Source organism: Saccharospirillum impatiens DSM 12546 (assembly GCF_000423605.1).
GTDB classification, from domain to species: domain Bacteria; phylum Pseudomonadota; class Gammaproteobacteria; order Pseudomonadales; family Natronospirillaceae; genus Saccharospirillum; species Saccharospirillum impatiens.
In genome coordinates this window covers 22,652-47,111 of the sequence record NZ_AUIH01000013.1, presented here as the reverse complement: position 1 = coordinate 47,111, position 24,460 = coordinate 22,652, and the positions used below count along the sequence as shown (strand labels likewise).

The following is a 24,460-nucleotide window of genomic DNA, read 5'->3' as shown; positions in this document are numbered from 1 at the left end:
CAGATATGACCGACAATTCGATTCGCGCGTTTACTTATAAGTTATTGAGAAAGTACGGTATGACCACGGTTTTCGGGAATCCCGGTTCCAATGAATTGCCGTTTCTGAAAAACTTCCCAAGCGATTTTCGCTATATACTCGGGCTGCATGAAGGGGCTGTCATGGGGATGGCGGATGGCTACGCCTTGGCAACCGGGCAACCCACTATGATCAATCTGCATGCGGCAGCTGGTACCGGTAATGCTATGGGAGCTTTAACCAATGCGTACTACTCGCAAAGCCCACTGGTAGTAACCGCTGGCCAGCAGGCCCGCAATCTGGTCGGTGTCGAAGCCATGCTGACTAACGTGGATGCGACTCAGTTGCCGCAGCCGCTGGTGAAATGGAGCTTTGAGCCAATGGAGGCGGCTGATGTACCGAGGGCTCTGAGCCAGGCCATACAGGAGGCCACTTTGCCAACCCCCGGTCCGACTTATCTGTCGATCCCACACAACGACTGGGACAAGAAAGTTGATGCCAATATGGCTCACTTGCTGGAACGTGAAGTCCAGGTGGGTGCTGAACCTGGTCAGAAGCAAGTTCAGGCATGGGCCGACTTGCTGGCTCAGGCTGAAAACCCGGTACTTGTCCTCGGCCCTGAAGTAGACGCGCAGCGGGCAAATGCCGATGCCGTAAGGCTTGCCAATAAACTGGGGGCGCCAGTCTGGGTGGCGCCGTCTGAATCCCGTTGTCCGTTTCCGACGAACCACCCGGCGTTCAGAGGTGTATTGCCCATTTCCATTCGGGAAGTCTGTGAGCACCTTGAAGGGCACGATGTCATTCTCGTGGCGGGTGCCCCCGTCTTTCGCTATCACAAGGACATTCCGGGCAACTACCTGCCAGTCGGGGCCCGGGTACTGCACCTGACTGGTGATACCCATCAAGCGGCCCGAGCTCCTTTTGGCGAAGCACTGGTGGCCAGTGTAAAACGGTCGCTGGCCGCTCTGGTCGATACGCTTGATGTGAGGGGTCGAGTGCTTCCAGAAGCAATGGCCAAGCCAACGCTGCCCAAAGACCCACCAGGGGCAATGAATCCGGAGAATCTATTCCACTTGCTGAACCGGTTGGCACCTAAAAACGTGTCCTACGTTAAAGAAGCGACGGCCACCAAGGAGGCATTCTGGTCTCATATTCAAATGACTGAACCCAACAGCTACTTCTTCCCGGCTGCAGGAGGTCTTGGGTTTGGTCTGCCAGCGGCAGTGGGTGTGCAGTTGGGTATGCCTGACCGTCGAGTGGTTGCCGTTATTGGTGATGGCTCCGCCAACTACGGTATTACGGCTCTGTGGTCAGCTGCTCAGTATCAGGTTCCCGTGATATTTATTATTCTGAAGAACGGCACTTATGGAGCCTTGCGTGGTTTCGCCTCGCTGCTCGGTGCAGAAGATTCTCCCGGGCTGGATGTGCCTGATCTGAATTTTTGTGCTATCGCCCGAGGTTATGGTGTGGACTCTGGAGCAGCAGACAATGCAGAAGCGTTTGAGGACCTGTTTCAACAGGCATTAAACCAGAACAACCGTCCATTTTTGATTGAAGTTACTACCACCTTTGGTGATTAGTTGGATGGCGTTCCTGCTTTGCCAAACAAGCGATCAATGAGTACATCAGGTTCCGGTATATTCATTGAACGTACCGCTTCCAGCACGGCCTGACAAAACCAGTGCTGTGCCGGTGAGCGGTTGGCTTGGGTGTGCCAATACAGCGAGACATTAAAATCCGGAACCTGAAAAGGAAGCGACCTTACCGCCAGGTCATGACCAGCGGCAAACTGGTTGGCAATTTGTACAGGCAGCACACTCAACAAGCCACTGGCCATCAACAAACTGGGCAGAATTGAAAAGTGCGGTACTTCCAACGCCACTTTGCGCTGAACATTCAGCTGATGCAGGATATCTTCAACCAGACTGTGGCCAGAAGTTCCGGCAACCACCACTTGTTTGCGTCGGGAGAACGTTTCAAGGTCAATGGGCCCATCCTCGAACGTATCGGCCCGCGCCATGCAAACATAGCGGTCACGAATGATAGTCTGTCGCTCCAGGCTGTGCAGTTCTATGGGACGGCTGCAAATAACAGCGTTTACTTGCCCTGCAGTTAGCCATTCTGGAACATCCTCTATTTGCAGCGGTACCACTTCCAACTCCAGGTCTGGCGCTTCTTTTTGAAGATAATTCAGGATGGTGGGTAAGAACACCATCTCACCCAGATCGGTGAGTGCCAATCTAAAACGCATATTGCAATTGACAGGGTCGAAGTGATGCCGGCTGTTCAAGTGTGTTTCCAGCGTCTGCAACGCAGCTTTCAGGTCAGGATAGATCTGGTGAGCTGTCATGGTGGGTGTCATGGACTGCTGGCGGCGCACAAATAACCGGTCATCGAGCTGGTCGCGCAGCCTTGAAAGAGCATAACTGACCGAGGGCTGTGTCACATTTAATCGTTGCGCACAGTGGGTAACGCTGCGCGTTTCGTACAGCATGACGAAGACTCGAATGAGGTTCAGGTCTGGTTGGGACATAGGATCGCCTGTCGTTGCAGTAATTGTTGCACGCTACTTCAGTGTGTAACAATCGGGCGCTAAACGCTACCCAGTAAACTTCGATCGGAGCTTATCCACCAAGAACTCTCTGAACTAAATGAACGGTCGGTTATAGACGCCAGGAAGGTTCATTACCCTTGGAAATCCTTGTGCCAGTTTGAATGTAAAGTGGGTCATGATAGCCAGAACCATCTTGAGGTCTGCTCTGTTCTGGTGATTAACCGAATAGCTGCTCACGCCCACTTTACATTTGACTAACCCAACCTTCAGTTAATCATCCCCGGCAACCAGGTAGCTATCGGCGGGTAGATAATCATCAGCGCGACAAGCAACATGGAACACAGAATGTAGGGAATGGCTGCTGTATAGATTTCCCGCATGCTGGTGCCTGCCGGTGCAACGCCTTTCATCACAAACAGCAATAAGCCGAAGGGTGGAGTGGTGAAGCTGATTTCGAGTGCCAGTAAGATGATGATGCCAAACCAGATCAGGTCAAACCCCAGTGTTTCTGCCAGTGGGAAGAAGAAGGGAACCGTCAGCATCATGATCGAAATCTGCTCCATGAATGTGCCGAGCAGTAAGAGCACACCGAACATGGCCAGTAGCATATAGATTGGCGCCAGGTCATAAGAGGTCGCCCATTCGATCAGCCCGCTTGAGGCTCCCGAAAACGCCAGTAGCTGACTGAAAGTCGCAGAACCAAAGACAATCAGATACGCCATTAATGTGACTTTCAATGCACCACTGACCGATTGGGTAAACACGCCCCAACTCATTTTTCGGTAAACGAAGCCCAGAATAATCACACCCAGTGCACCAAAGGCTGCAGACTCCGACGGTGTTGCCAGACCAGACAGCATCATCATAACGATGATGACCATGACACCCACCATGGGAATTATGTCGGTCAGCACTAGCTTGATTTTTGCTAGAAATGGTACCGGTTCCAGCTCGTAGACGGGCGCAGCGTCCGGGTCGAGCCGGGTACGCACCCAAATGGTGATAATGTAGAAAAGTGCCAGTATCAGCCCCGGTATGATGCCCGCTATCAGCAATTGGGCAATGTCGATTTTCGCCAGCGTACCCAGCAATACAGCCAGTGCTGAAGGCGGAATGATGATGGCCAGGCCGCCAGTACCCAGAATGGGTCCGATCGACATGTGTTTTTTGTAGCCCCGCTTGGTCATTTCCGGGACGAGCAATGAGCCCATCAAAGCGGTCGACCCCATGGATGAACCGCTCAGGGTGCTGAATGCTGTGCCACCGACGACTGTGACATAAGAAAGCCGGCCCGGTACTTTGCCCATGAGCTGGTCGATGGCATTGAACATCTTCATGCCAAGCCCGGAGCGGAAGAACAGTTCCCCCATTAATAGAAACAACGGTATGGGAACCAGGCTGAATTTTGACAGCGATCCGAAGCCGTTATTAAGCAGTTGAATAATGCCGTTCTGCCCACCCATGAAATACCATGAGCCGATGACGTTGGCAGCGAGAAAGGCCAGTGCGATGGGCGTGCCGATGCCCATAAAGAGAACGATCAGTGACAGCAGAAAGCCCAGTGCAAAATACCATTCCATCATTCTTTTATCCCCGCTTCACCGCTGTGCAATATGTCTTTTCCAACAACAAACTTTAAGAACTCGGTCGCCATCAGGAAGAAGCAGAAGGGAAAGACGATGGTGAGTATCCATTTGGGTACGAAGTAAGCGCGCACATCGTAGTCGTTCCGGCTGAGATTCTGCATCACCAGGTCATAGCCTTTCCAGGCCAGTACCAGGCAGACCACAACGCAAAACAGAGAGACGGCTCGACTGTGAATGTTGAGGAAGGATTTGGGCAGTGTTGCCGTGAACAATTCGATATAAACGTGCCCTTTTTCTCTAACCAGCCAGGGCGCGCCCAGCAAGGTAAGATAGAACATGGCGTATTCGGTAGACACAAAAAACCAGGCCGAAGGCTGCAAGCCGAGGTTGCGTAATGCGACGGTGAGGACGATGGCCACCATCAGCCATACCAGCATAGCGCCGGCGATGATGGCGAGTAGATCAATCAGGGCCTTGTAGGCCTTGCTGGCAATGCGCATGATGTTCACCTGCTGGCAGCCGTTAAGGACGACAGGTACACCAGCATGTGCTGTACCTGTCGTAGCTTGGTTTGAAAAAGGCAGGAAGCCTTTTCAACAACCTATTAGAGTTCGTTGAACATTTCTACCAGTGAGTCGTAGTGCTCCAGCCCCATTGGGTGACGCTCCATCAGGCCACGCATGCGGTTCCAGGTAGCTTCACGAGCTGATTCGGAAAACTGATCCCGAACGTCACCCTGCAGATCGACGATTTGCATACCATTGTCGATCATTTCTGCACGCTGTGTTTTTGCATCCTCTGCCAACGTCAGGGCGCTGTCACGCTCATGTTCGATGGCCACTTCCTGGAGGATGGCTTTTGCTTCATCACTTAGCGCATTCCAGCTGTCCAGGTTGATGATCACACCCATGTCGGTTGAGAAGAACGAAGGCTCGATCCGGTAGTTCAGGAACCGGTCCCAGTTCAGATCGGCAAGGCCAATCTCAGTCCAGCCCGTCGCGTTTACAACGTTACGTTCCAGGGCGGCGTACACATCGGTTGTGGGCAGGCTGATCGGTTCGGCACCGAGGTAGTCACGGAAGAATGCATCGTAAACCGGGTTGGAGCGCAATTTCAGACCGTCGACACTGAGGCGTCCGTCATCACCAATGGTGGGTTCGTCGACCGTGTAGAGGTTGTAGCTTACGCCGCTGTCGAACCAGCCCAGGTAGTACACACCCATCTTGTCCTGGTGAATCTGATTCAACAGGTCTATGCCGCCGCTTTCACGGGCATAAATGGCGTTGGCGTTGGAAGCGACCATGATGTCCCGCTCTGGTACTGTGCCGCCGTAGAAGCTGGCTGCGGTATAGGCCATGTCGACGATGCCATTGCGCACAGCGTCGGGTTGCTCACTCAGGCCAATGACTTCCGGGCCGCCGCGCACGTCAATTTCAATGACGCCTTCGCCACGCTCGTTAACCTTGTCGACAAACTCCAGAAAACTGCGGGTATAGATCAGCGAGGTGTTAAAGGCATGAACAGCGGTAATGCGCTCTTCAGCCGAAGCGATGCTCGTGACCGATAGGGCAGACACCAGGCCAATTGCCATGGCGGTATGTTTCAGGAATGACTGCTTCATTATTATTACCTCTCGTTGTTATGAATCCGGGTGCTGCCTGTTGTTCTGTAAGCCCGATTACTGCTTAGGCTGGCTAGGTCCGGGTTATTTGGGGTTTGCGTCATCGATTGTCGCGGGCGATTAGCCCGAGTGCTCCTTCCGGCTGGCCCTGAGTCCAGGGATACCGTGTTTGATACGTCAACAGAAAGCTGTCGATTGCCGATCTGTATCCTTCGGTCAGATCAATATCATCCCAGCCGTTCAGCAACTTGGTTTTCCAAACTGCATTGATATCGAATGGGATAATCTGGTCAGCAAAGTGAATCTGTTGTGTTGCCAGATCCACAGTGATGTGGGTAGGCTCGGTCTCCAGCGCGTTCAGTAGGCGATCGGCATCAGCCTCGCTCACCAGTGCGGGGAGCAGGCCGTTATTGACGGCGTTTGAAGAGAAAATATCGCCAAAGCTGGGCGCGATGACGCACCGGAATCCAAAATCCACCAGTGCATAGACAGCCGCTTCGCGAGAAGACCCGGCACCGAAGTTTCGACGGGTGACCATGATCTGAGACTGGTCGGCCCCGGGCTGGTTCAATATAAAATCACCAATGGGTTTGCCGGTGTCATCGTGGCGAAGGTCGTATAACAGGAACTGACCGTACCCAACCCGGCGGGGTTCTTTCATAAAGCGCGCGGGTATTAGCTGGTCGGTATCCACATTGCTTCTTACCAGCGGGCAAGCGGGGGCGGTCAATTGGGTAAAAGGCGTCATGACTGAGAAACCTCCTGAAGCAAGGGGCGCACGTCGGCCAGGTGTCCGGCTACGGCAGCCGCCGCGACCATAGCCGGTGACATTAAATGAGTGCGGGAGCCGAGGCCCTGCCGTCCTTTAAAATTCCGGTTGGTGGACGATGCACAGCGCTCGCCCGACTTCAACTGGTCGCCGTTCATACCCACGCACATGGAACACCCTGATTCTCGCCACTCCAGGCCCGCATCGATGAATATCTGATCCAGCCCTTCAGCCTCTGCCTGCGCTTTTACCTGAGTTGAACCGGCAGAGATTAACCCGGGCACTTTACTTTTTCGGCCTTTGAGCACAGCCGCAGCCGCGCGAAGATCTTCAATGCGAGCGTTGGTGCAGGAGCCAATGAATATCCGGTTGATAACAATGTCGGTTAATAGCTGGTCAGGCTTCAGACCCATGTACTCCAGGCTGTCGCGGTGTTGCCGTGCTTTATCGGGAGAGTGCTCGTCGTCCGGGTTAGGTACTCGGCCCGTAATCGGCATTGCTTCTTCAGGTGATGTACCCCAGGTCACCTGAGGTGCTATATCTGAGGCATCCAGTTCGACCTCGCGGTCAAAGCTGGCGTCTGCATCTGTGGCCAGCGTTCGCCACCAGGTTGAGGCGAACTCAAAGTCTTCGCCTTTTGGCGCCATGGGTCGATCACGCAGGTACTCGATCGTTTTCTCGTCCGGTGCGATCATGCCGCAGCGAGCCCCACCCTCAATGGAGAGATTGCACAGGGTGAGGCGGGCTTCAACGCTGAGATCATCGATTGCGGATCCGGCGTACTCGATGGCGTAGCCCCGGGCACCGTCGGCGCCTAGCCGTGAGATCCAGGCCAGGGCAATGTCTTTGGCCGACACGGCTGGCGACAGCGATCCATTGATACGAATGCGCAATTGCTTGGGTTTGTTCTGCCACAATGTCTGTGTGGCCAGTACGTGGGCCACTTCCGAGGCACCAATACCAAATGCCAGGGCACCCAATGCTCCGTGTGTGGAGGTATGGCTGTCGCCACAAACCATCACCAGGCCTGGCTGCGTGAGCCCAAGCTCCGGGCCTACGACATGAACAATGCCCTGGCGCGGATCGTTCATCCCGATCAACGGTACCCCGTGAGCCCGGGTGTTGCTGATCAGTTGTTCAATAACGTTGCGGGTTTTTTCATTCACATCCGTGAGGGAGCGCGAGAGGGTCGGCACATAGTGATCGGCAATGCCCAACGTCAGTTCCGGGTGACGCACGGTCAGGCCACGCTCGGCAAGCTTATTAAAGGCGTGAAACGACCCTTCGTGAGCCAGATGCCGGTCGACCCACAGCAAGCTCTGGCCTTCATCATTCTGGCAAATTTCATGGCTTTGCCAGATTTTGTCGAACAAGGTCTGTCTGCTCATGTCACTTCCACGTTGCCCCGACGGTTGGTTTACTCTGGCCGTTGATCCCTGATTCGAAAGACAAAGATCATTAAGGTAGTCGTTTTAAATGTATTAGAAATAGTACAATTAAAGGTATACCAAGGTTTTCAGGTCTGTCAACACTCGCATCGCATTCAGGTACGTGTAGGCCTGAAAGGTTTATCCGTCCAGAGAGTCAATCGTCTGCCAGTAGCGGTCATCTTCTGTGCCAGCGCGATTAAGGTCGATCTGAATTCGATAGCGATCGGGGCGGTAGAGTGCCTGCAGGTGCTCAACTCCATTGCCGGCTTTATCAAACACCACCCGGTTTAGCGATATCAAAGGTGAACCCACCGAGACGTCCAGTGCCCGGGCTACCTCTTTGGTGGCAAGCGTTGCCGATATGCTCTGCGACGCATGATCGACATGCACGCCGCTGCGTTCGAGCAAAACGAATAAAGGCGTACTGGCCAAATCGCTTTCGTTGTAGTTGAGGGCGATGTGTTCAGGCACGTTGGTGACCAGATAGGAGAAAGGTTTGTCTTCGGAAAGCCGGACCCGGATCGAACGCTGGGTACGGTCATTTTCGCCCAGTCCGAGCCGTTCTCGAATGGTCTCAGAGGGTTGCTCATACACGAATTCGAGCAGGCGAACTCGTGAGTTCTCGCCCAGCTTGACCATGTTCGGCAGCAAATTTGAGACGCTTGCGGTCATGACAGTAGCGCCTACGGGCCGCTCGCAGACGCGGGTTCCGATGCCCGGTTTCCGGTAAATCAGGCCTTCTTCTGTCAGGGCGTCCATCGCCCGTCTAACGGTGACACGCGATACCCGGTGTTCTTCCGCCAGTTTTAATTCTCCGGGCAGTTTCGTACCCGGTGTCATGCGGCCATTCACGATCGCGTCTTTGAGCAGTAAAAACAACTGATGCGACTTGGTGCCGCCGGGCCCGCCTGAGCGAAGGGGTGCATCCATGGAAGTTCCTCTCTAACGCTGCGACTGTCTTTACTTGACAGGCCACAGGTATAGCACATATAAATGTATTAAGTATAGTACATTAGAATAAGACAATTGCTGTGAGTGAACAGTGCGTCACTACGGCAGCTTCGGAGAGAATCCCCTATGCCAATGCTTCAGGTCAACCTGCTTAACGGATACAGCCCAGACATCAAGCACCGGCTGATGCGCGCTCTGACCTGCGTGGTCAGAGGCATTACCCAGGCCCGTCCCGATGCGATCACCGTCTGGATTCATGAAGTCGGGTCCGATCAATACAGTCGGGGTGGCGAACCACGCCAGCCGGGTGTCGGTGCCCCTGATGCCGCTGCCGTGGTTAGCGACTATCTGGCGGCAATGGAGGCCAGGGATCTGCAGAAGGCGGAGACGTTTTTGGCTGCCGACTTTGTCATGTCGTTTCCCGGAAGCGGTGAGCTCACCTCGCTGGCGCAATTGGTTGACTGGGCCAGGGGGCGGTACCGGTATGTCCAAAAAACGATAGCCGCGACCGATGTTGCCTACGGAATGGACACCACCGTTGTCACCACCCACGGCACCCTGGCTGGCCAGTGGCCCGATGGCGTTGCATTCAGCGACGTTCGGTTCATCGATCGTTTTGAACTGCAGGCGGGTCTGCTGGTTCGCCAGGATGTCTGGAACGATCTGGCCAATGCCCGCGAATAAGACTTCAGTGGAGACTCTTCCACTCGCGCATGACGATCAAACGAAATCGTGAGCGCTGGCACAGGATGAAATATAAAGCGTCAAGTCGGAGTCGGCCTGACGTGCACATTCGCACATCATAATGAACCAATCTGGATGATCCTATTTATGAAAGCAGACCAGAGCACCCCCCACTCATCGAGCCTGAAAAGTCGATTACACCGTTCTGATATTGTCGTTGCGCCGGGTGTCTACGATGCATTGAGTGCGTCCCTGGCACAGCAAGCCGGGTTTGATACCGTTTACCTGTCCGGAGCCAGCCTGGCTTACACCAAGCTGGGTAGGCCGGATATTGGCCTGATGAGTTTGTCGGAAGTGAACGACACTCTGGGTCACATTCGTGAACGCAACGATGTCTCCATCGTGGTGGATTGTGATACCGGTTTTGGCAACGCCCTGAACGTCATGCGCAGTGTTCGGCTGCTGGAGCGCTCCGGTGCCAATGCGATACAACTGGAAGATCAGACGTACCCGAAACGGTGTGGACATCTGAAAGGAAAAAGCCTGGTCAGTGCCAGTGAGATGGCAGGCAAGGTTAAGGCGGCGGTTGATGCCCGTGACAGTGACCAGACACTGATCATTGGTCGAACCGATGCCATTGCCACCGACGGTATTGATATCGCGCTGGAGCGGGCGCACGCCTATTATGAAGCCGGTGCCGATATGGTATTCGTGGAAGGCATTCGCTCAGCGGAGCAGATTACCCAGGTGATGAAGGCTTTTCAGGGTAAGGTGCCGATTATGGCCAATATGGTCGAAGGGGGCGATACGCCGCTGCAGGATGCGCAATCGCTGCAGCAGCAAGGGTTCTCCATGGTGATTTTCCCGGGAGCACTGGTTCGTGCATTCACCTTTATGGCCAGTCGATTTTTTGAAACCCTTAAGCGGGATGGTACCACCGACAATTTTCGGGATCAGATGTTGAATTTTACCGAGTTGAACGATTACCTCGGCACTCAGTCTATGCTGGAGCTGGGTCAGCAGTACGAAGACTCCCGGGAGCAGACGCAATGAATCGAACAGGAGGCAACGTATGATTACCACCGACAAGACGGCAAAAGAGATTTTCCATGAGGTGATGGCTAACCCGCAGCGTGTGCCATTCGGGTTTGGCAAGAAAGCGGTGCTGGTTAATGTGGACCCACAAAAAGCCTATACTCGTACCGATTTGTTCAAAACTGCGTATGAACATGACCCGAACCAGATGACCTATGTGATGGATCTGGTAAAACGGTTTCGCCAACTTAACTGGCCGGTCGTCTGGACGCATGTCGCTTTTATGGACAACGCCGATGACGCCGGTGTCTGGGGAACCCGAACCGACACGCCGGACTCATTGCAAAACATCAAGCATGGCTCAGAGCGTGCCGAGTTTGATGACCGGCTCGACATCGACCCAACCACTGAGCCCATTTACACCAAGCGCATGCCGTCGGCTTTTTTTGAAACACCCTTGCAGTCTTTGCTGGTTTGGCACCAGGTGGATACCGTTATTATTACCGGCGGTTCTACTTCTGGCTGTATTCGCGCCACCGCTGTGGAAAGTTTGTCGCGCGGGTACAGGACCATTGTTCCGGAAGAATGCGTTGCCGACAAACACGAAAGCTACCATTACGCGAATTTGACCGATCTGCATTTGAAATACGCCGACGTGATGACCGTCGCGGATGTGAAAACCTGGCTGGATCAGGAAATCACCAAGTAAGAGGAGCTCCGTATGATGGAATCACTGAATGCCTACGATTACTACGCGTACGAGAATCGGCCTAAAATACGTTGGCCCAACGATGCCCGGGTCGCGTTTTGGGTAGCGCCCAATATCGAGTTCTACGAATTGAATCCCCCACCCAATCCATCGCGAAAAGCCTGGCCGCAACCCAATCCGGCGGTGCCAGGCTACAGCCTACGTGACTGGGGTAATCGGGTAGGCCATAAACGCCAGATGGATCTGCTTGAAAAGTACGGCATTCGTGGTTCGGTTTCCTTATCGGTTGCCTTGTGCGATCACCATCCTGAAATCATTGCTGCCTGCAAAGAGCGCGACTGGGAGTTTTTCAGTCACGGTATCTACAACACGCGTTACACCTACAACATGAGTGAAGAGCAGGAGCGGGCGATGATCCGCGACAGCATCGAGACCATTCATCGGCATACCGGTCAGAAGTGCGCGGGTTATCTGGCGCCGGCGCTGTCGCATTCCGAGCACACTCTGGATCTGTTTGCCGAGGTGGGCTCTGAATTGTTCGGCGATGACGCCGGTTTCTACACCTGCGATCTGTTTCATGACGATCAGCCCACGCCAGTGCATGTACGGTCGGGGAAACGCTTCATGTCAATGCCGTACTCGCTTGAGATGAACGACACCATTGTGTACGCCGTGAATAAGGTGGAGCCGCGTCATTACCTGAACATGCTTAAACGGCACTTTGACCGCTTGTATGAAGAAGGAGCCGAATCAGGCACGGTCATGTGCATACCGACACACAATTACCAGATCAGTTCCCCGCACCGGATCAAAGCGTTTGAAGAAGCCCTTGAGTATATTACCGGCCATTCGGACGTGTGGGTAGCAACCGGGCGGGAGATTGCCGAGCATTACCTGGCCAATGGCTATGATGATGCTCGCGATGCGATTGCCCACCAGAACGGAGGGCAGCGCTGATGAGCTTGCCAGACGACTACCTTGAATACCCCTGGCGCCAATACGGCAACGATCACAACCGCTACGACTGGTCTATGTTGACCGATCGCCCCCAGGTCCGTTGGCCCAATGGAAAACGACTGGCGGTTTGGGTGAATGTGTCGGTTGAGTTTTATCCGCTGAATCAGCGGGGTATTCCGTTTAAAGTGCCCAATGGCATGACCATGCCTTACCCTGATCTGCGGCACTATTCACTGCGGGACTACGGTAACCGGGTGGGTATATTCCGGTTTCTGAAAGCCTTTGAACGGTACAACATCACGCCCACTTACGCGCTGAACGGTCAGGTGGCGGAGCGATACCCGAGTTTGATGCGTCGGCTCGCCGATACCGGTGCGGAACTGCTGGCGCACGGCTGGAATATGGATCACCTGCACTACGGCGGGCAGGATAAAACCGAAGAAACAGAGCAGATCAAACGCACACTCGATACGCTTCGCAAACACAGCGGGCAATCCATTGAGGGCTGGTTGAGTCCGGCCAAAAATCAGAGTGACAACACACCGGATCTGTTGACTGCCGAAGGCATTCGCTATTGCTGTGACTGGGTGAATGACGACATGCCCTATCGGTTCAGGACCGATCATGGCGATCTTATGATGATGCCACTGCCTACGGAGCTTGAAGATCAGTTCATTATTGGCAATAACCTGCACTCGGAAGATTCATGGGTGCAACAGGTGAAAGATGCCTTCGATTTTCTGATGGAAGAATCGGCCACTCAGGGTGGGCGGATGCTGGGGCTGAACATTCACCCCTGGATGATGGGGCAACCGCATCGCATTGGATGCCTGGAAGAGGTGCTGGAATACATCACTGGTCATGAAGCTGTCTGGCAGGCCGGTTCGGGTGAGATACTGAGTGCCTTTCAAGCCCAGGCGGGTTCCGGTAGTGAGGGTCCGTTATGAGTGCTGTGCATAGCGGGGCTGAATCGAAAGACTTCGAATTCAGTATGCCCTTCGTGATTGTTGGTGCCGGCGCCTGTGGCCTGGTAGCCGCCCTGGCGGCCAAAGAAGCCGGCATTGATCTGGTGGTGTTGGAGCGTGACGCCTTTCCTCGCGGCAGTACGTCAATGTCTTCCGGGTTTGTGCCCGCCGCAGGCACTCGCTTTCAGACGGCCGTTGGTGTCGTTGACTCTGCAGAGTTGATGGCCAGCGACATTCAAAAGAAGAATGGCCAAGAAGCAGACCCGGCCATTGTGAACACCCTCGCTGAACAGTCCGCAGGCATCATCGAATGGCTGGCCGATCGACACAACATTCCGTTTGAGCTGGTACAGGGGTTTTTGTACCCGGGCCACAGCGCGGAGCGCATGCATTGTACGCCTCGTCGAACCGGCGAAGAATTGATGGGAGCCTTACTCAATGCCGCCGAAAACGCGGGCATCGACATCATCACCGATGCCCTGGTCACCGATCTTTATGCAAACCCCGACGGTCGCATTACTGGGCTGACCTACGAGCAACCGGACGGCTCGCGGGAAACGCTGGGGTGCGACACGCTATTGTTGGCCTGTAATGGCTATGGCGGCAATCCATCCCTGGTGAAACAGTATCTGCCTCAGATGGAGCGAGCCCTCTATTACGGCCACGAAGGGAACCAGGGCGATGCCCTTCGCTGGGGCGAACAACTGGGGGCCAGTTTGAAAGACCTGGGGGCTTTTCAGGGGCATGGTTCTCTGGCCGATCCACCGCAAACATTGATTTCCTGGGCGGTGATGATGCAAGGCGGTATTCAGGTAAATATTCACGGTCAGCGCTTTTCCAATGAGCACGGCGGGTACTCCGAGCAAGCTGCCAAGGTGCTGGCGCAGCCGACCCAATACGCCTGGAATATCTACGATGATCGTATTCACGACTACCTGACCCAGTTCGAGGACTACCAGAATGCGATGGCGACGCGATCGGTCAAAACCTTCGAGTCACTCGAACACATGGCCCGTGAATTGAACATGGATCTGTCAGCACTGGAGTCGACGTTTTCTGAAATGACCAGCCTGGCTGACAGTGGCCAGAGCGATCGTTTCGGGCGCACCTTTGCGTCGCAAGATCTGCTAAAGCCGCCTTACTGCGCCATCCGGGTAACCGGAGCTTTGTTCCATACCCAGGGTGGGCTTGAGATCACGCCCGAAGGCCGGGTGCTTGATAAGACCGGGCATGTGTTGCCCAACCTCTTGGCCGCCGGTGGCGCCGCCCGTGGCGTGTCGGGCAGTAACGATACCGGCTACCTGTCGGGGAACGGGTTATTGCACGCCATTGTCATGGGAGGCATTGCCGGGCGAATGGCTGCTGCGATGCTGGCCGGAGCGCGTTAGCGGGGTCGCGACTCAACCGACTTCTCAAATGATCCGGCATAAAAAGCCCGCGGTGAAGCCTCGGGCTTTTTTATTGGGACTGGTGGGCCGGCTCGTAAAAATCCACCTGTTCAGGCTCATGTAGTTTATTACACTGCTCCGGTCGGGGTACGCCGACCACGCAGCGCTCATTCGAGTCTGCCTCTGCACGTTTTTTAAGGAACCACCATGTTAATGCCACTGTTTGCTATCGCCTTCGGCCTGATTTTGCTGGTCTGGAGTGCGGGCCGGTTTGTCGACGGCGCCTCCTCAACCGCCCGTCATTTCGGAATGCCGCCGCTACTGATTGGTATGGTGGTGGTCGGGTTTGGTACCTCGGCTCCGGAGATGGTGGTCTCGGCGCTGGCTGCCACCCAGGGCAACCCGGGGATCGCTCTGGGCAATGCTTACGGTTCGAACATTACCAACATTGCGTTGATTCTGGGTGTTACCGCGCTGATCAGCCCGATTGCCGTGCACTCTCAGGTGTTGCGCAAGGAGCTTCCCATTCTGATGGCGGTTACTGTACTCGCCGGCTGGCAGATTTGGGATGGTGAACTGACCCGGCTGGATGCGGTTATCCTGATGGGTGTGTTTGCTGCCCTGATGGGCTGGACCATTCGTCAGAGTCTGCGTCAGCAGGGTGATGCTCTGGCAACTGAAGTGGCAGCGGAATTGTCAGTTGAACCCATGCCGCTGAAACGTGCGTTGGGTTGGTTGGGTGTTGGCCTGGTGTTGCTGATTATCAGTTCGCGCATCCTGGTCTGGGGCGCGGTCTCCATCGCTCAGAGTCTGGGCGTAAGTGACCTGATTATCGGGCTGACCATTGTGGCTGTGGGCACCTCATTGCCTGAATTTGCCTCGTCGATCATAGCGGCGCGAAAGGGGGAGCATGACATTGCGCTCGGTAACATCATTGGTTCCAACCTGTTTAATACTCTGGCAGTGGTTGGTATTGCAGGCTTGATCAGCCCGCTGTCTGTCGGCCCGGAAGTGTTTTACCGCGACATCATGATGATGGCTGGTCTGACGCTGGTGCTTTTTGTGTTCGGATATGGCTTGCGCGGCCCGGGTCGAATCAACCGGATTGAAGGTGGTGCCTTGTTGGTCGCGTATTTGGCCTATACCGGCTATCTGATCAGCACCTTGTTTGTTTGATCAGTTGTCATAGCCAGCCTTTGTGTTTGAAAAACCAGTAAGGTGCTATGCCGGAGGCAAGCATGAGTACCAGAGCCATCGGGTAGCCCAGCATCCAGTTCAATTCCGGCATGACGTTAAAATTCATGCCGTAGATGCTGGCGACCAGGGTGGGTGGCAGAAATACCACCGCCGCGATGGAAAACGTCTTGATGATTTTATTCTGATTGATGTTGATGAAGCCCTGGGTTGAGTCCATCAGAAAGTTGATTTTATCGAACAGAAAGCTGGTGTGGGTGAGCAGGGTTTCGATATCGTGCAGTACTTCGTTGCACAGCTCGGGACTGTTGAGCTGACTGCGAATCTGGCGCTGCAGAAAAGTCAGGGAGCGTTGTGTGTCCATCAGGCACAGGCGGATCTTGCCGTTGCTGTCCTCCAGTTTGGCCAGCTGGTCAATGGCCCATTCCAGGTCCGAGTCTTCTTCTTCCAACACCACCTTGCTGACGCCTTCCAGGTCACGATGAATGTCTTCAATGAAGTCGGCCAGATTCTCCACCTTCTGTTCGAAGATGGTCATCATCAGGTCGGCCGGCGAGGTGGCTTCTACCTGGCCGCGCCGGGCGCGAAGGCGCAGCAAACGAAAGTCGGCGAGTTTGCCTTCGCGCACGGTGATCAGCCGTTTGGCTTGCAGAATAAAGGCGACCGTTGCGGTCTTGTGTCGACCTTCGGAGTGACTCAGAAACAGGGAATGCACGTGTACGCCTTCATCGTCGACAAAATAACGGGCGGACGATTCAATCTGCGACACATCACTGCTTTGCGGCAGATCTGAACGCATCAGTGCATTGATCAGTTCGCGATCGCCAGCATCGGGTTCGTGGGCGTCCAGCCAGTCTGCATCAGCAATGGTTTTTTCGGTGAGCTCATCGTTGGGGAACTGGTGAATGGTGTTCTGGTCGAGTTTAAACAGTCGTAACATGATGCAGAATCCTGAACGTCTTGCGTGTGAGTCAACTGTACCGGGAACTCGTTACAAACTCACGTCTGTTTGGGTACCTGCCCGTGTCTGAGTCGGTCCGGTGATTCAGCTGAACGCGTCGCGGATGGCCGCTCTGAGCGTTTCGATGCGAACGGGCTTGGGTACAAAGCCGTTCATGCCTGCGTCGGAACAGGCTTGTCGCTCTTCATCGATCACCGCCGCCGTCAAGGCGACAATTGGCAGCGTATAGCCTTCGGCGCGCAGTTGTCGGGTAGCGGTGATGCCGTCCATCTCGGGCATGTTGATGTCCATCAATACGAGATCGAACGTTTTTTCCTGAATCCGGCGCACGGCATCCAATCCGGTTTTGACCACTTCAACGTCGGCCTCAAGGAACTGGACCATACGGCGGATGATGATCTGGTTGGCCGGGTTATCTTCAGCGACCAGAATACTGAGACCACTGGGAATACCGGGCTGGGGTACCTTGTCCGAATCGAGTGTGTCAATGAGCAGGCGAACCGGAATGTGCACACTTACCCGGGTTCCGTTTCCGGCCTGGCTTTCAATATGAAAGCGTCCATCCATTAATTCAGCCAGGGATTTGCACACCGACAAACCAATCCCCGAGCCTTCGTGCCCCCGGTTACGCTCTGGACTGATCTGGTAGAACGGGATACCCACGTTTGCCAGCTTTTCCTGTGGAATGCCGATCCCATTATCGCTGACCACGAAGTTAACCAGGCCGGTTTCCGGCGTTGTTTGCTGATAATGCACCGCCAGTTCAACCTTGCCACTGTCGGTAAATTTGATCGCATTGGTGAGCAGGTTAGACAGGATCTGACGAATGCGGGCTGAATCGGCGAGTACCTGCCCGGGCAGGTTATCGTCGATGGCGCAGTGATAGTCGAGTTGTTTGTCTTCGGCTTGTTGTTGCACCAGAACATACGAATCCCGCACGGGCTCACGCAGGTTGCAAGGCGCCAGATCGATGTCGAGACGGTTATTTTCTATCTTCGACAAGTCCAGAATATCTGCGGTCAGTCGTTCCATGGCGGCGGCAGATCGCTCGACCAGGTCGAGGTGTTCGAGTAACTCTGGGTCCCGACCGCGCGCCCGCAACAACGAGACCGTGCCGACAATGCCATTGAGCGGCGTGCGCAGTTCATGGCTCATATTCGCCAGGAACAGGTTTTTTGCCCGATTGGCGGATTCAGCTTCTTCTTTGGCATGGGCTAAAACGGTTTCGGCCTCTTTAATGTCATCGATGTTGCGTGACGAACCGAGCAGGTATTGGTGACCCTCATGCCAGATCGGGACCAGCATGGTGTGAAAATAGTGCACAGAGCCATCGGGCGCGACGCCTGCTTCTTCATAGTAAATGGTTTTGTCTTCGCGCTGACAGTTGCGGTAGCGTTCAATCTGAACCTCATGATCGGGCAGGAAGTCTGCCACCCGGGTTCCTTTTAGCTGATCGCTGCTGACCCCAACCACTGCCTCCAGCACCGGGTTGATGTTGTGGATGAAGAAGTCATCGTCTTTCACCAATAGCAGAAACATGGTGTCCCGGGTGTTTTGCCACATTCCCCGGAAAAAAAGCTGCTCAAGTACGTCCATGTTCAGCTTCTTCCCAGTAAGACATTGACTGATAGGGGCCGGGATAACCCATCGGGGATAGCGCAGCCCGGTACGCGGCCAGAATATTGGGTGTCAGTATCTGAGTGACGGCACTGAGACCGACAAGGTGCAGCTTGGGTGCTGCTGGCCCCATGAAATCGCTCAGAGTGGCATTGGTAAACGGTACGCCATTCTCAGTCACCCAGCACAGGCTATCTGGACCGACGGCCAAGGGGTGCGCCAGGTCGTCGCGCCAGGCCATCATCGATTCGTTCAGCGCATACAGGGTTAAACCGGGTTGACCGTCGCAGGCCATTCGAATCTGGGTAATGTCGAAGCCCTGGGCGGTGTGGCTGTCGACCTGGGTCAGGGTGCCGGTATAGAGGCAGTGCATGCGCCCGCCAAAATAGTTCTGCAGGGCGGGCAGCGGGTCGACACCCTGGGCGCGCACCTGTTTCAGCAGGCGGCCAACGTCTATGGCTTGGCCGACCGACCCTTTTACCGCCACTTGCGCGAGTTTACCGACGGTGGATGGCCAGGTAGCAAAAGCGCCACTGGAACCGAAACTGGCCTCGCTGACAACGCCACGCGTCAGGGCATCGGCCTGTTCGGGGGTATGGACGGTGAGCTGGGCCGTTACCTGATCCTCCGGCGTGACTGTCTCATTGCCCAGCAGATAGGGTTGTATCGGTGCGACCGCATTGAAGGTACTCATAGCCAGAGTGGACATGGCCCGCCCGGCCCCATCGCCGTTCAACACCGGTTTGCCCAGCTGAGCCGCCGCCATCATGGGGATCAGGCTGTTCATGGGGCCGGTTTCGCCGGGGATCAGGCACTCAATGGAGTACCCAAGGGCACTTTCGAGCGCCTCGATCATGCGTTTTGGGGCTGTGGTGAACGGGGATTGAACGGATTCCGCCGCATTGGGAGAGCCAATGCCCGCTGTGGTTGCGACCCGGTAGTTGGCGGGCAATTCAGCCCATTCCACCAGTGTCGGGTTCATGCCTTGTTGCTTCATCGTCGCCAGCAAGCTGCGTGCCAGCGGCAGAGGGCCACCCCCGCCACTGCCCATAAAGGCGGCGCCTTCGATCAGGTTGTCGAGGTCGTCAAAACTTAATACGGTCGGCATCCCCATCCTCCGGGTCGTTGTTGTTGCGCTGACCGTGACTGTCACAGGCGGGTGCCCGGTTACTGGCCTTGCTACGAACAGCGCATTACTGGGTGCTGAAGGAGCCCCGGGGGAGTTGTTCAGAGACTCCTTAAATCAGTTTAGGGGGATGCGGCGCCCGGTACTAGGAAAATTTTACTCCACCACGGCCCGATATTGACCTTGGGTGTAAGATGATAGCCTGAACGAACCACCAACTGAGTCGCCATCACATCATGCCCAATGCCTCACAACATCTGGCCCGCCCCCTGGCCATTATCATCCTGGTGTCTGCCGCCTGCCTGTTTGCCGCCAATCACGTCGCGGCCCGGGTGGCCTTTGATGACGGCACCGGTGTGCTACTGGCCATTCTGACGCGGGGCAGCCTGGCCTTTTTAATGATGTTGACGCTGGTGCTGGCGCAAGGCCACCGGCTCAGCATCCCGGCGGGCAAGCGCCGCTGGCAGCTGTTACTGGGGGCGATGATTGCCGGACAAAGCCTGTGCCTGTATTCAGCGGTGGCGCGCATTCCCGTGGCGGTTGCCTTGTTGCTGGTGAATACCTGGCCGCTCCTGTATGCGTTGTTAACCTGGTTGCTGGGCGGGAGGCGGCCAACGCTGCGCTATGCGCTGATCATGACGGTCATTCTGGTCGGCCTGGTGATGGTGCTGGATCTGGGCACCTGGTTGGCAGACCCGACCGCTATGGGCCCGAGCTGGTTGCCGGGCGTAATTATGGCTGAATCAGCGGCGTTGTTTTTTGCTGTGGCTATCTGGGTAACCGAAAACCGGTTGTCGCAGTTGCCCGGTGCCGTGCGCAGCGTGTTCACCATGGTGACGGTTCTGGCGTTAATGGCCATCGGTGGTGGGCTGGGTATCGTGCCGGGCGGCCTGAATTTGCCGCAGAGCCAGGCAGGCTGGATAGCCCTGGCCAGCCTGGCAACCCTGTATGGCACTGCCTCGACGGTTTTATTCGTGCTGGTGCCGCGCCTGAACATGGCCCGCAATGCCCCGGTGATGAATCTGGAGCCGGTGGCATCGCTGTTTTTGGGCTTTGTGATTCTGGGGCAGGTGCTGGCGCCGGTTCAGTTGCTGGGCGGGGCCGTGGTACTCAGTGGGATTATCTGGTTAAGCGTCATGCGTAAGGCGTAAGTAACCGCTCACACCAGCCCGTAACGCAGGCTGATCACCACCAGGGTAGAGACGCCGATGAGCAGATTCATCGGCAGCCCCACCTTTAGGTAATCACTGAACCGGTAACCACCTGGCCCCATCACCATCAGGTTGGTCTGGTAGCCAAGGGGCGTGGCAAAGCTGGCTGAAGCAGCCATCATGACGGCTATGATAAAGGGCTCGGTTGCGACGTTGGCGGCACTGGTGATCGACAGCACGATCGGCACCATGACCACAGCGGCGGCGTTGTTGGTGATGATTTCGGTCAGCACCGAGACGGTAAAATACACCATGATCAGCATCAGCAAGGTGTCTCCACCGCTCAAGGAGACCAGCCACTGGGCGATCACGCCCGCGGCCCCGGTGATCTGAAGCGCGTTGCCGAGCGCGAACGAGGCCGCAATGGTCAGCAATACCGGAGCATCGAGGCTTTTCTGAATCTGGCTGACGCGCAGGCAACCGGTGGCAATCATCGTCGAGGCGCCGAGCAGGGCAGCGTTGAGAATGCTGAGCAAGCCGAAGGTGGCGCTCAGGACCACAGCGGCCAGAATTACCCAGGCGAGGCCCGCTTTGTCGTGGCGGGGTCGCTCTGTCTCCAGGTCGTTGATGAGCAAAAAATCCTGTGCGTAGTGCTGGCGACTAACGAAAGCAGGGCGGGCCTCCAGCAGCAAGACGTCACCCGCTTGCAAACGGATGTTACCGAGATTGCCCTGTACGCGTTTCCCGTGACGGGCAACAGCCAGCACAACGGCACCGAAGCGGTCACGAAAGCGGGCGTCGCGGATGGTCTGGCCGATGACATCTGAACGGGGCGATAGGGCGGCTTCGACCAGGCGGCGTTCGGCGCGGTGCTGGTCGAGACTGGGTTCGTCGTCGTGGGTAGAGGGCACAATGCCCTGGATGCGCAGCAGGTCGGAAATCGCCTGGGTCTCGCCAGCAAACACCAGTCGGTCGCCGGCCATGAGGCGTTCTTCAGACGGCACCGCGGTGACTACGCTACCCTGGCGTTCAATCTCAACCAGATACAAGCGGTCGAGGTTGCGCAACCCGGCCGAATCGACGGTTTTACCCACCAGCGGACCTTCCGGGTTCACCCGAACCTCCAGTGTGAACTCCCGCAGCGAGCCGAATTTCTGGGCATCCTGGCGCTCCGGCAGAACGCGCGGAAACACCCAGACAATGGCCACCAGGCCAATCAGAGCAACGGGCAATCCAATGGCGGTAATGGAAAACAGCGAGAGCGACGTATCGCCGGTCAGGTCCCGGTACAGGCCGTTAACGACCAGGTTGGTGCTGGTGCCCATGAGTGTGAGGGTACCGCCCAGAATGGCCGCATAGCTTAGAGGAATCATCAGCTTGGACGGTGCAATGCCGATGCGACGGCACCAGGCGTGAATGGCCGGAATCAGCGTTGCAACGACGGGGGTGTTGTTCAGAAAGCCACTGAGCAGGGCGACCGGGAAGATAATGCGCGCCTGGGCCCGCCGCGCCGACGTTGGCCGACCGAGAAACCGGTTGACCAGCACATCCACCCCACCTGAGTTATGGATACCGGCGGCGACCACAAACAGGGCAGCGACGGTCATCAGACCCGTGTTGCTGAACCCGGCCAGGGCGGCTTCGGGGCTGATGATGCCGCTGGCACTGAGCACAATCATCACCGCCAGCATCACCCAGTGCGGCGCATAGCGCCCGCTGGCCATCGTCGCCAGGGCGATCAGTGCCAGCACTATGGTGGCGCAGCCTTGCCAGGTCATTCAGGGGGTGCTCCCGCTCGGAAAACCCCAAGAGTAACCAAGGTCAGTGATTCTATAAATGAATTAAAAAGAATCTATAGGTAACTAATTGATATAAGGGGTTTGATTTTAAAGTTCCCCCATTGAGTCTTTTGAATGGTAAAGGTCCGCGTCGGACACCGGTGATGCCTCTGCGGGGTCGGCGTGAATCCGTCCATGGAGCCTAGGCCGCAGCATCCCTGCTGCGGACTTCCCCACAGAGGCATCACCGGCATCCAACGCTCGCATTGCACGAGCACTTAATTCCGGAGTTTGAAGTCTCTGTATTTAGAAGGCTTGCAGTCAACTGGCCGATACCGAGGCGACTTCTGCTTTCTTGCGCTTGATCACCGGGTAGGCCACTGCGGTCAGGTGCGAGCAGATGCGTTGCATGTCGCGCAGTACGTCGATGAAAATCTGCGTCGAGAGCAGGTTCTCCGAATGGTGGCCACCCAACTGATCGAGGTGAGCATGGCGTGCCGCCATGATCTCGGTGCGGTAGTTGCGCTTTACCGCGAGCAAGTCCTGAGCGAGGGTCAGGCTGTCGCTGGTGAACACCGCCTGCGACAAGCGAAACGCATCCACCAGTTCATCGTGCAACCGGTTGAGCACGGCTTTCTGCTCCGCATCGAAATCCACATTGTTGCGGACCTTGGTGCGCGCTTGATGCATCAGGCTGGCATCGACGATGTCGCCAATGTGTTCCAGGTTGGTCATGTAAATAATGATTTCGCGCCGCAACGGCTGGGTCGATTGTGAATGATCCGATGCATCAATCGACAGAATGTAGTTCAGCGCCTCGCGGTGCAGCCGGTCGATGTCGTCGTCCAGTTCACTGATCTGGCGCGCGAGTTCCTTGTCGTCAAAGGCATCCATGCTGTTGTTGAGCATGCGAAACACAATTTCAGCAATGTGCATGGCCTCGTTGCGCACATTGGCCATCGCGCGGCGCGGGTTGTGAATGTCGTCGATGGCCAGATAGATTGGCGCTTCCTGTTCCTGCGACAAATCGGTGCCTGTCTCCTCGCCGGGTGCGGTGCGGCTGATCAGCGGCAGTAGCCAGGGCAGGAACAGCATCAGCACCAGGCCGTTGACCAGATTCAGCACGCTGTGGGCGACCACTATGCCCAGAGAACCCCCGGGCAGGTAATCGGTGAGCAGGCCCGCCGTCAGCGTTAGTATCAGCAGGCCCAGTACCATGGCGACGCCCCGGAAGATCAGATTCCCGATCACCACCTGACGACCCTTGCGATTCAGTGACCAGCCCGCGATCAGCGCGGGCATGGCGCCACCCAGGTTGGCACCGAGCAGCATGAACAGGCCAGCATTCATGCTGATCGCATCGTCGCTGACGAACTGGGCAATCAGCAATACGCTGGCCAATGTGGAGTGAATCAGCCAGGTCATAATGGCCATGAGGGTAATGGCCAACGCCGAATCGGATTCGACCCGGTTGATCAACAGCGCCATGATGTCACTGTCGCGTAACACCGAAGTGGAATCGCCGATCAAATCGAGCGACAACAACACCAGGCCAATGCCAATGGTAATCCGCCCGGCGTGTTTCCAGGCACGGCTGGTGCTGTTTTTGAAGAAGACAAAGCCGAGCAACACCAGCGGCAGCGCCAGTGCCTGAACATCGAGGTTCAGCAGGAACGCCGCCAGACTGGCACCGAATTCAGCGCCCAGAACCGTTGCCAGGGCCGCCGTCAGTGTCATCATGTTCGCGGCCGTAAAACCACCGACCATCAACACCACAGCGGTTGACGATTGCAGCATAAAAGCCGCGCTGACACCGCTGCTGAAAGCGAGTGGACGGTTGCGGGTGGTTTTACGCAGCAGGCGTTCCATGCGGCTGCCGAGCAGCCGGCTGAAACCGGTTTGGACCATGCGTATGCCCCACAGCAGCAAGGCAATGGCGCCGGCCAGTTGAATCAGAACTCCCATG

General features: G+C 55.9%; 21 protein-coding genes. 9 read left to right on the top strand and 12 right to left on the bottom strand.

Annotation, left to right across the window (positions count from 1 at the left end; translation table 11 throughout):
- Positions 1-5 precede the first annotated feature (5 nt).
- Positions 6-1,598, top strand: coding sequence for a benzoylformate decarboxylase (gene mdlC, locus G565_RS0110760; protein ID WP_037338833.1), 1,593 nt, complete (start codon positions 6-8; stop codon positions 1,596-1,598).
- Here the strand turns inward: mdlC and G565_RS23810 are convergent.
- From G565_RS23810 to G565_RS0110725, 7 genes are all read right to left on the bottom strand, one after another.
- A complete protein-coding gene (locus tag G565_RS23810) occupies positions 1,595-2,551 on the bottom strand; it encodes a LysR family transcriptional regulator (RefSeq protein ID WP_084649330.1) in 957 nt (318 codons plus the stop codon). The genes mdlC and G565_RS23810 overlap by 4 nt on opposite strands.
- Before the next feature lie 287 nt (positions 2,552-2,838).
- Positions 2,839-4,155 carry a TRAP transporter large permease gene (locus G565_RS0110750; RefSeq protein ID WP_245584166.1) on the bottom strand — a complete coding sequence of 439 codons (1,317 nt, stop codon included), beginning with the start codon at positions 4,153-4,155 and terminating at the stop codon, positions 2,839-2,841.
- On the bottom strand, positions 4,152-4,658 hold the full coding sequence (locus G565_RS0110745) for a TRAP transporter small permease (RefSeq protein ID WP_028670929.1): 507 nt from the start codon (positions 4,656-4,658) through the stop codon (positions 4,152-4,154). The genes G565_RS0110750 and G565_RS0110745 overlap by 4 nt, the downstream gene beginning before the upstream one ends.
- A 104-nt stretch (positions 4,659-4,762) precedes the next feature.
- On the bottom strand, positions 4,763-5,779 hold the full coding sequence (gene dctP / locus G565_RS0110740) for a TRAP transporter substrate-binding protein DctP (protein WP_245584165.1): 1,017 nt from the start codon (positions 5,777-5,779) through the stop codon (positions 4,763-4,765).
- A 100-nt stretch (positions 5,780-5,879) separates the two neighbouring features.
- Complete coding sequence (gene leuD / locus G565_RS0110735) at positions 5,880-6,527, bottom strand: 3-isopropylmalate dehydratase small subunit (protein ID WP_028670927.1); 648 nt, start codon at positions 6,525-6,527, stop codon at positions 5,880-5,882.
- On the bottom strand, positions 6,524-7,936 hold the full coding sequence (gene leuC, locus G565_RS0110730) for a 3-isopropylmalate dehydratase large subunit (RefSeq protein WP_028670926.1): 1,413 nt from the start codon (positions 7,934-7,936) through the stop codon (positions 6,524-6,526). The genes leuD and leuC overlap by 4 nt, the downstream gene beginning before the upstream one ends.
- Before the next feature lie 180 nt (positions 7,937-8,116).
- Positions 8,117-8,908 (bottom strand): GntR family transcriptional regulator, encoded by a 792-nt coding sequence (locus G565_RS0110725; protein WP_028670925.1) that lies wholly within the window; start codon positions 8,906-8,908, stop codon positions 8,117-8,119.
- A gap of 147 nt (positions 8,909-9,055) precedes the next feature.
- On the opposite strand from G565_RS0110725, the gene G565_RS0110720 reads away from it, so the two are divergent.
- From G565_RS0110720 to G565_RS0110690, 7 genes are all read left to right on the top strand, one after another.
- Positions 9,056-9,613: a nuclear transport factor 2 family protein gene (locus G565_RS0110720; protein WP_028670924.1), complete on the top strand. Its 558-nt coding sequence runs from the start codon at positions 9,056-9,058 to the stop codon at positions 9,611-9,613.
- A gap of 147 nt (positions 9,614-9,760) precedes the next feature.
- On the top strand, positions 9,761-10,666 hold the full coding sequence (locus G565_RS0110715) for an isocitrate lyase/PEP mutase family protein (RefSeq protein WP_028670923.1): 906 nt from the start codon (positions 9,761-9,763) through the stop codon (positions 10,664-10,666).
- 19 nt (positions 10,667-10,685) lie between these two features.
- Positions 10,686-11,357 (top strand): isochorismatase family protein, encoded by a 672-nt coding sequence (locus G565_RS0110710; protein ID WP_028670922.1) that lies wholly within the window; start codon positions 10,686-10,688, stop codon positions 11,355-11,357.
- A 12-nt stretch (positions 11,358-11,369) separates the two neighbouring features.
- The gene (locus G565_RS0110705; protein ID WP_028670921.1) at positions 11,370-12,314 is read left to right on the top strand and encodes a polysaccharide deacetylase family protein; all 945 of its coding nucleotides are present in this window, start codon (positions 11,370-11,372) and stop codon (positions 12,312-12,314) included.
- Positions 12,314-13,261 carry a polysaccharide deacetylase family protein gene (locus G565_RS0110700; RefSeq protein WP_028670920.1) on the top strand — a complete coding sequence of 316 codons (948 nt, stop codon included), beginning with the start codon at positions 12,314-12,316 and terminating at the stop codon, positions 13,259-13,261. Before G565_RS0110705 ends, G565_RS0110700 begins: the two co-directional genes overlap by 1 nt.
- Positions 13,258-14,667, top strand: a complete 1,410-nt coding sequence (locus G565_RS0110695; RefSeq protein ID WP_028670919.1) for an FAD-dependent oxidoreductase — start codon at positions 13,258-13,260, stop codon at positions 14,665-14,667. The genes G565_RS0110700 and G565_RS0110695 overlap by 4 nt, the downstream gene beginning before the upstream one ends.
- Positions 14,668-14,874: 207 nt before the next feature.
- Complete coding sequence (locus G565_RS0110690) at positions 14,875-15,843, top strand: calcium/sodium antiporter (protein WP_028670918.1); 969 nt, start codon at positions 14,875-14,877, stop codon at positions 15,841-15,843.
- 7 nt (positions 15,844-15,850) lie between these two features.
- Here the strand turns inward: G565_RS0110690 and corA are convergent, their stop codons facing one another.
- The 3 genes from corA to G565_RS0110675 form a co-directional block, all read right to left on the bottom strand.
- On the bottom strand, positions 15,851-16,801 hold the full coding sequence (gene corA / locus G565_RS0110685; RefSeq protein WP_028670917.1) for a magnesium/cobalt transporter CorA: 951 nt from the start codon (positions 16,799-16,801) through the stop codon (positions 15,851-15,853).
- A 105-nt stretch (positions 16,802-16,906) separates the two neighbouring features.
- Entirely contained in the window at positions 16,907-18,418 is a 1,512-nt protein-coding gene (locus G565_RS0110680; protein WP_028670916.1) for an ATP-binding protein, read from the bottom strand.
- Entirely contained in the window at positions 18,405-19,547 is a 1,143-nt protein-coding gene (locus G565_RS0110675; RefSeq protein ID WP_028670915.1) for an S-methyl thiohydantoin desulfurase domain-containing protein, read from the bottom strand. Before G565_RS0110675 ends, G565_RS0110680 begins: the two co-directional genes overlap by 14 nt.
- A 254-nt stretch (positions 19,548-19,801) precedes the next feature.
- Here G565_RS0110675 and G565_RS0110670 point away from each other — a divergent pair, with 254 nt between their 5' ends.
- Entirely contained in the window at positions 19,802-20,716 is a 915-nt protein-coding gene (locus G565_RS0110670) for a DMT family transporter (protein ID WP_028670914.1), read from the top strand.
- Between the two features lie 8 nt (positions 20,717-20,724).
- Here G565_RS0110670 and G565_RS0110665 read toward each other — a convergent pair whose 3' ends face one another.
- Positions 20,725-22,494 carry an SLC13 family permease gene (locus tag G565_RS0110665; protein ID WP_028670913.1) on the bottom strand — a complete coding sequence of 590 codons (1,770 nt, stop codon included), beginning with the start codon at positions 22,492-22,494 and terminating at the stop codon, positions 20,725-20,727.
- 321 nt (positions 22,495-22,815) lie between these two features.
- Positions 22,816-24,459, bottom strand: coding sequence for a Na/Pi cotransporter family protein (locus G565_RS0110660; protein WP_028670912.1), 1,644 nt, complete (start codon positions 24,457-24,459; stop codon positions 22,816-22,818).
- Position 24,460 lies beyond the last annotated feature (1 nt).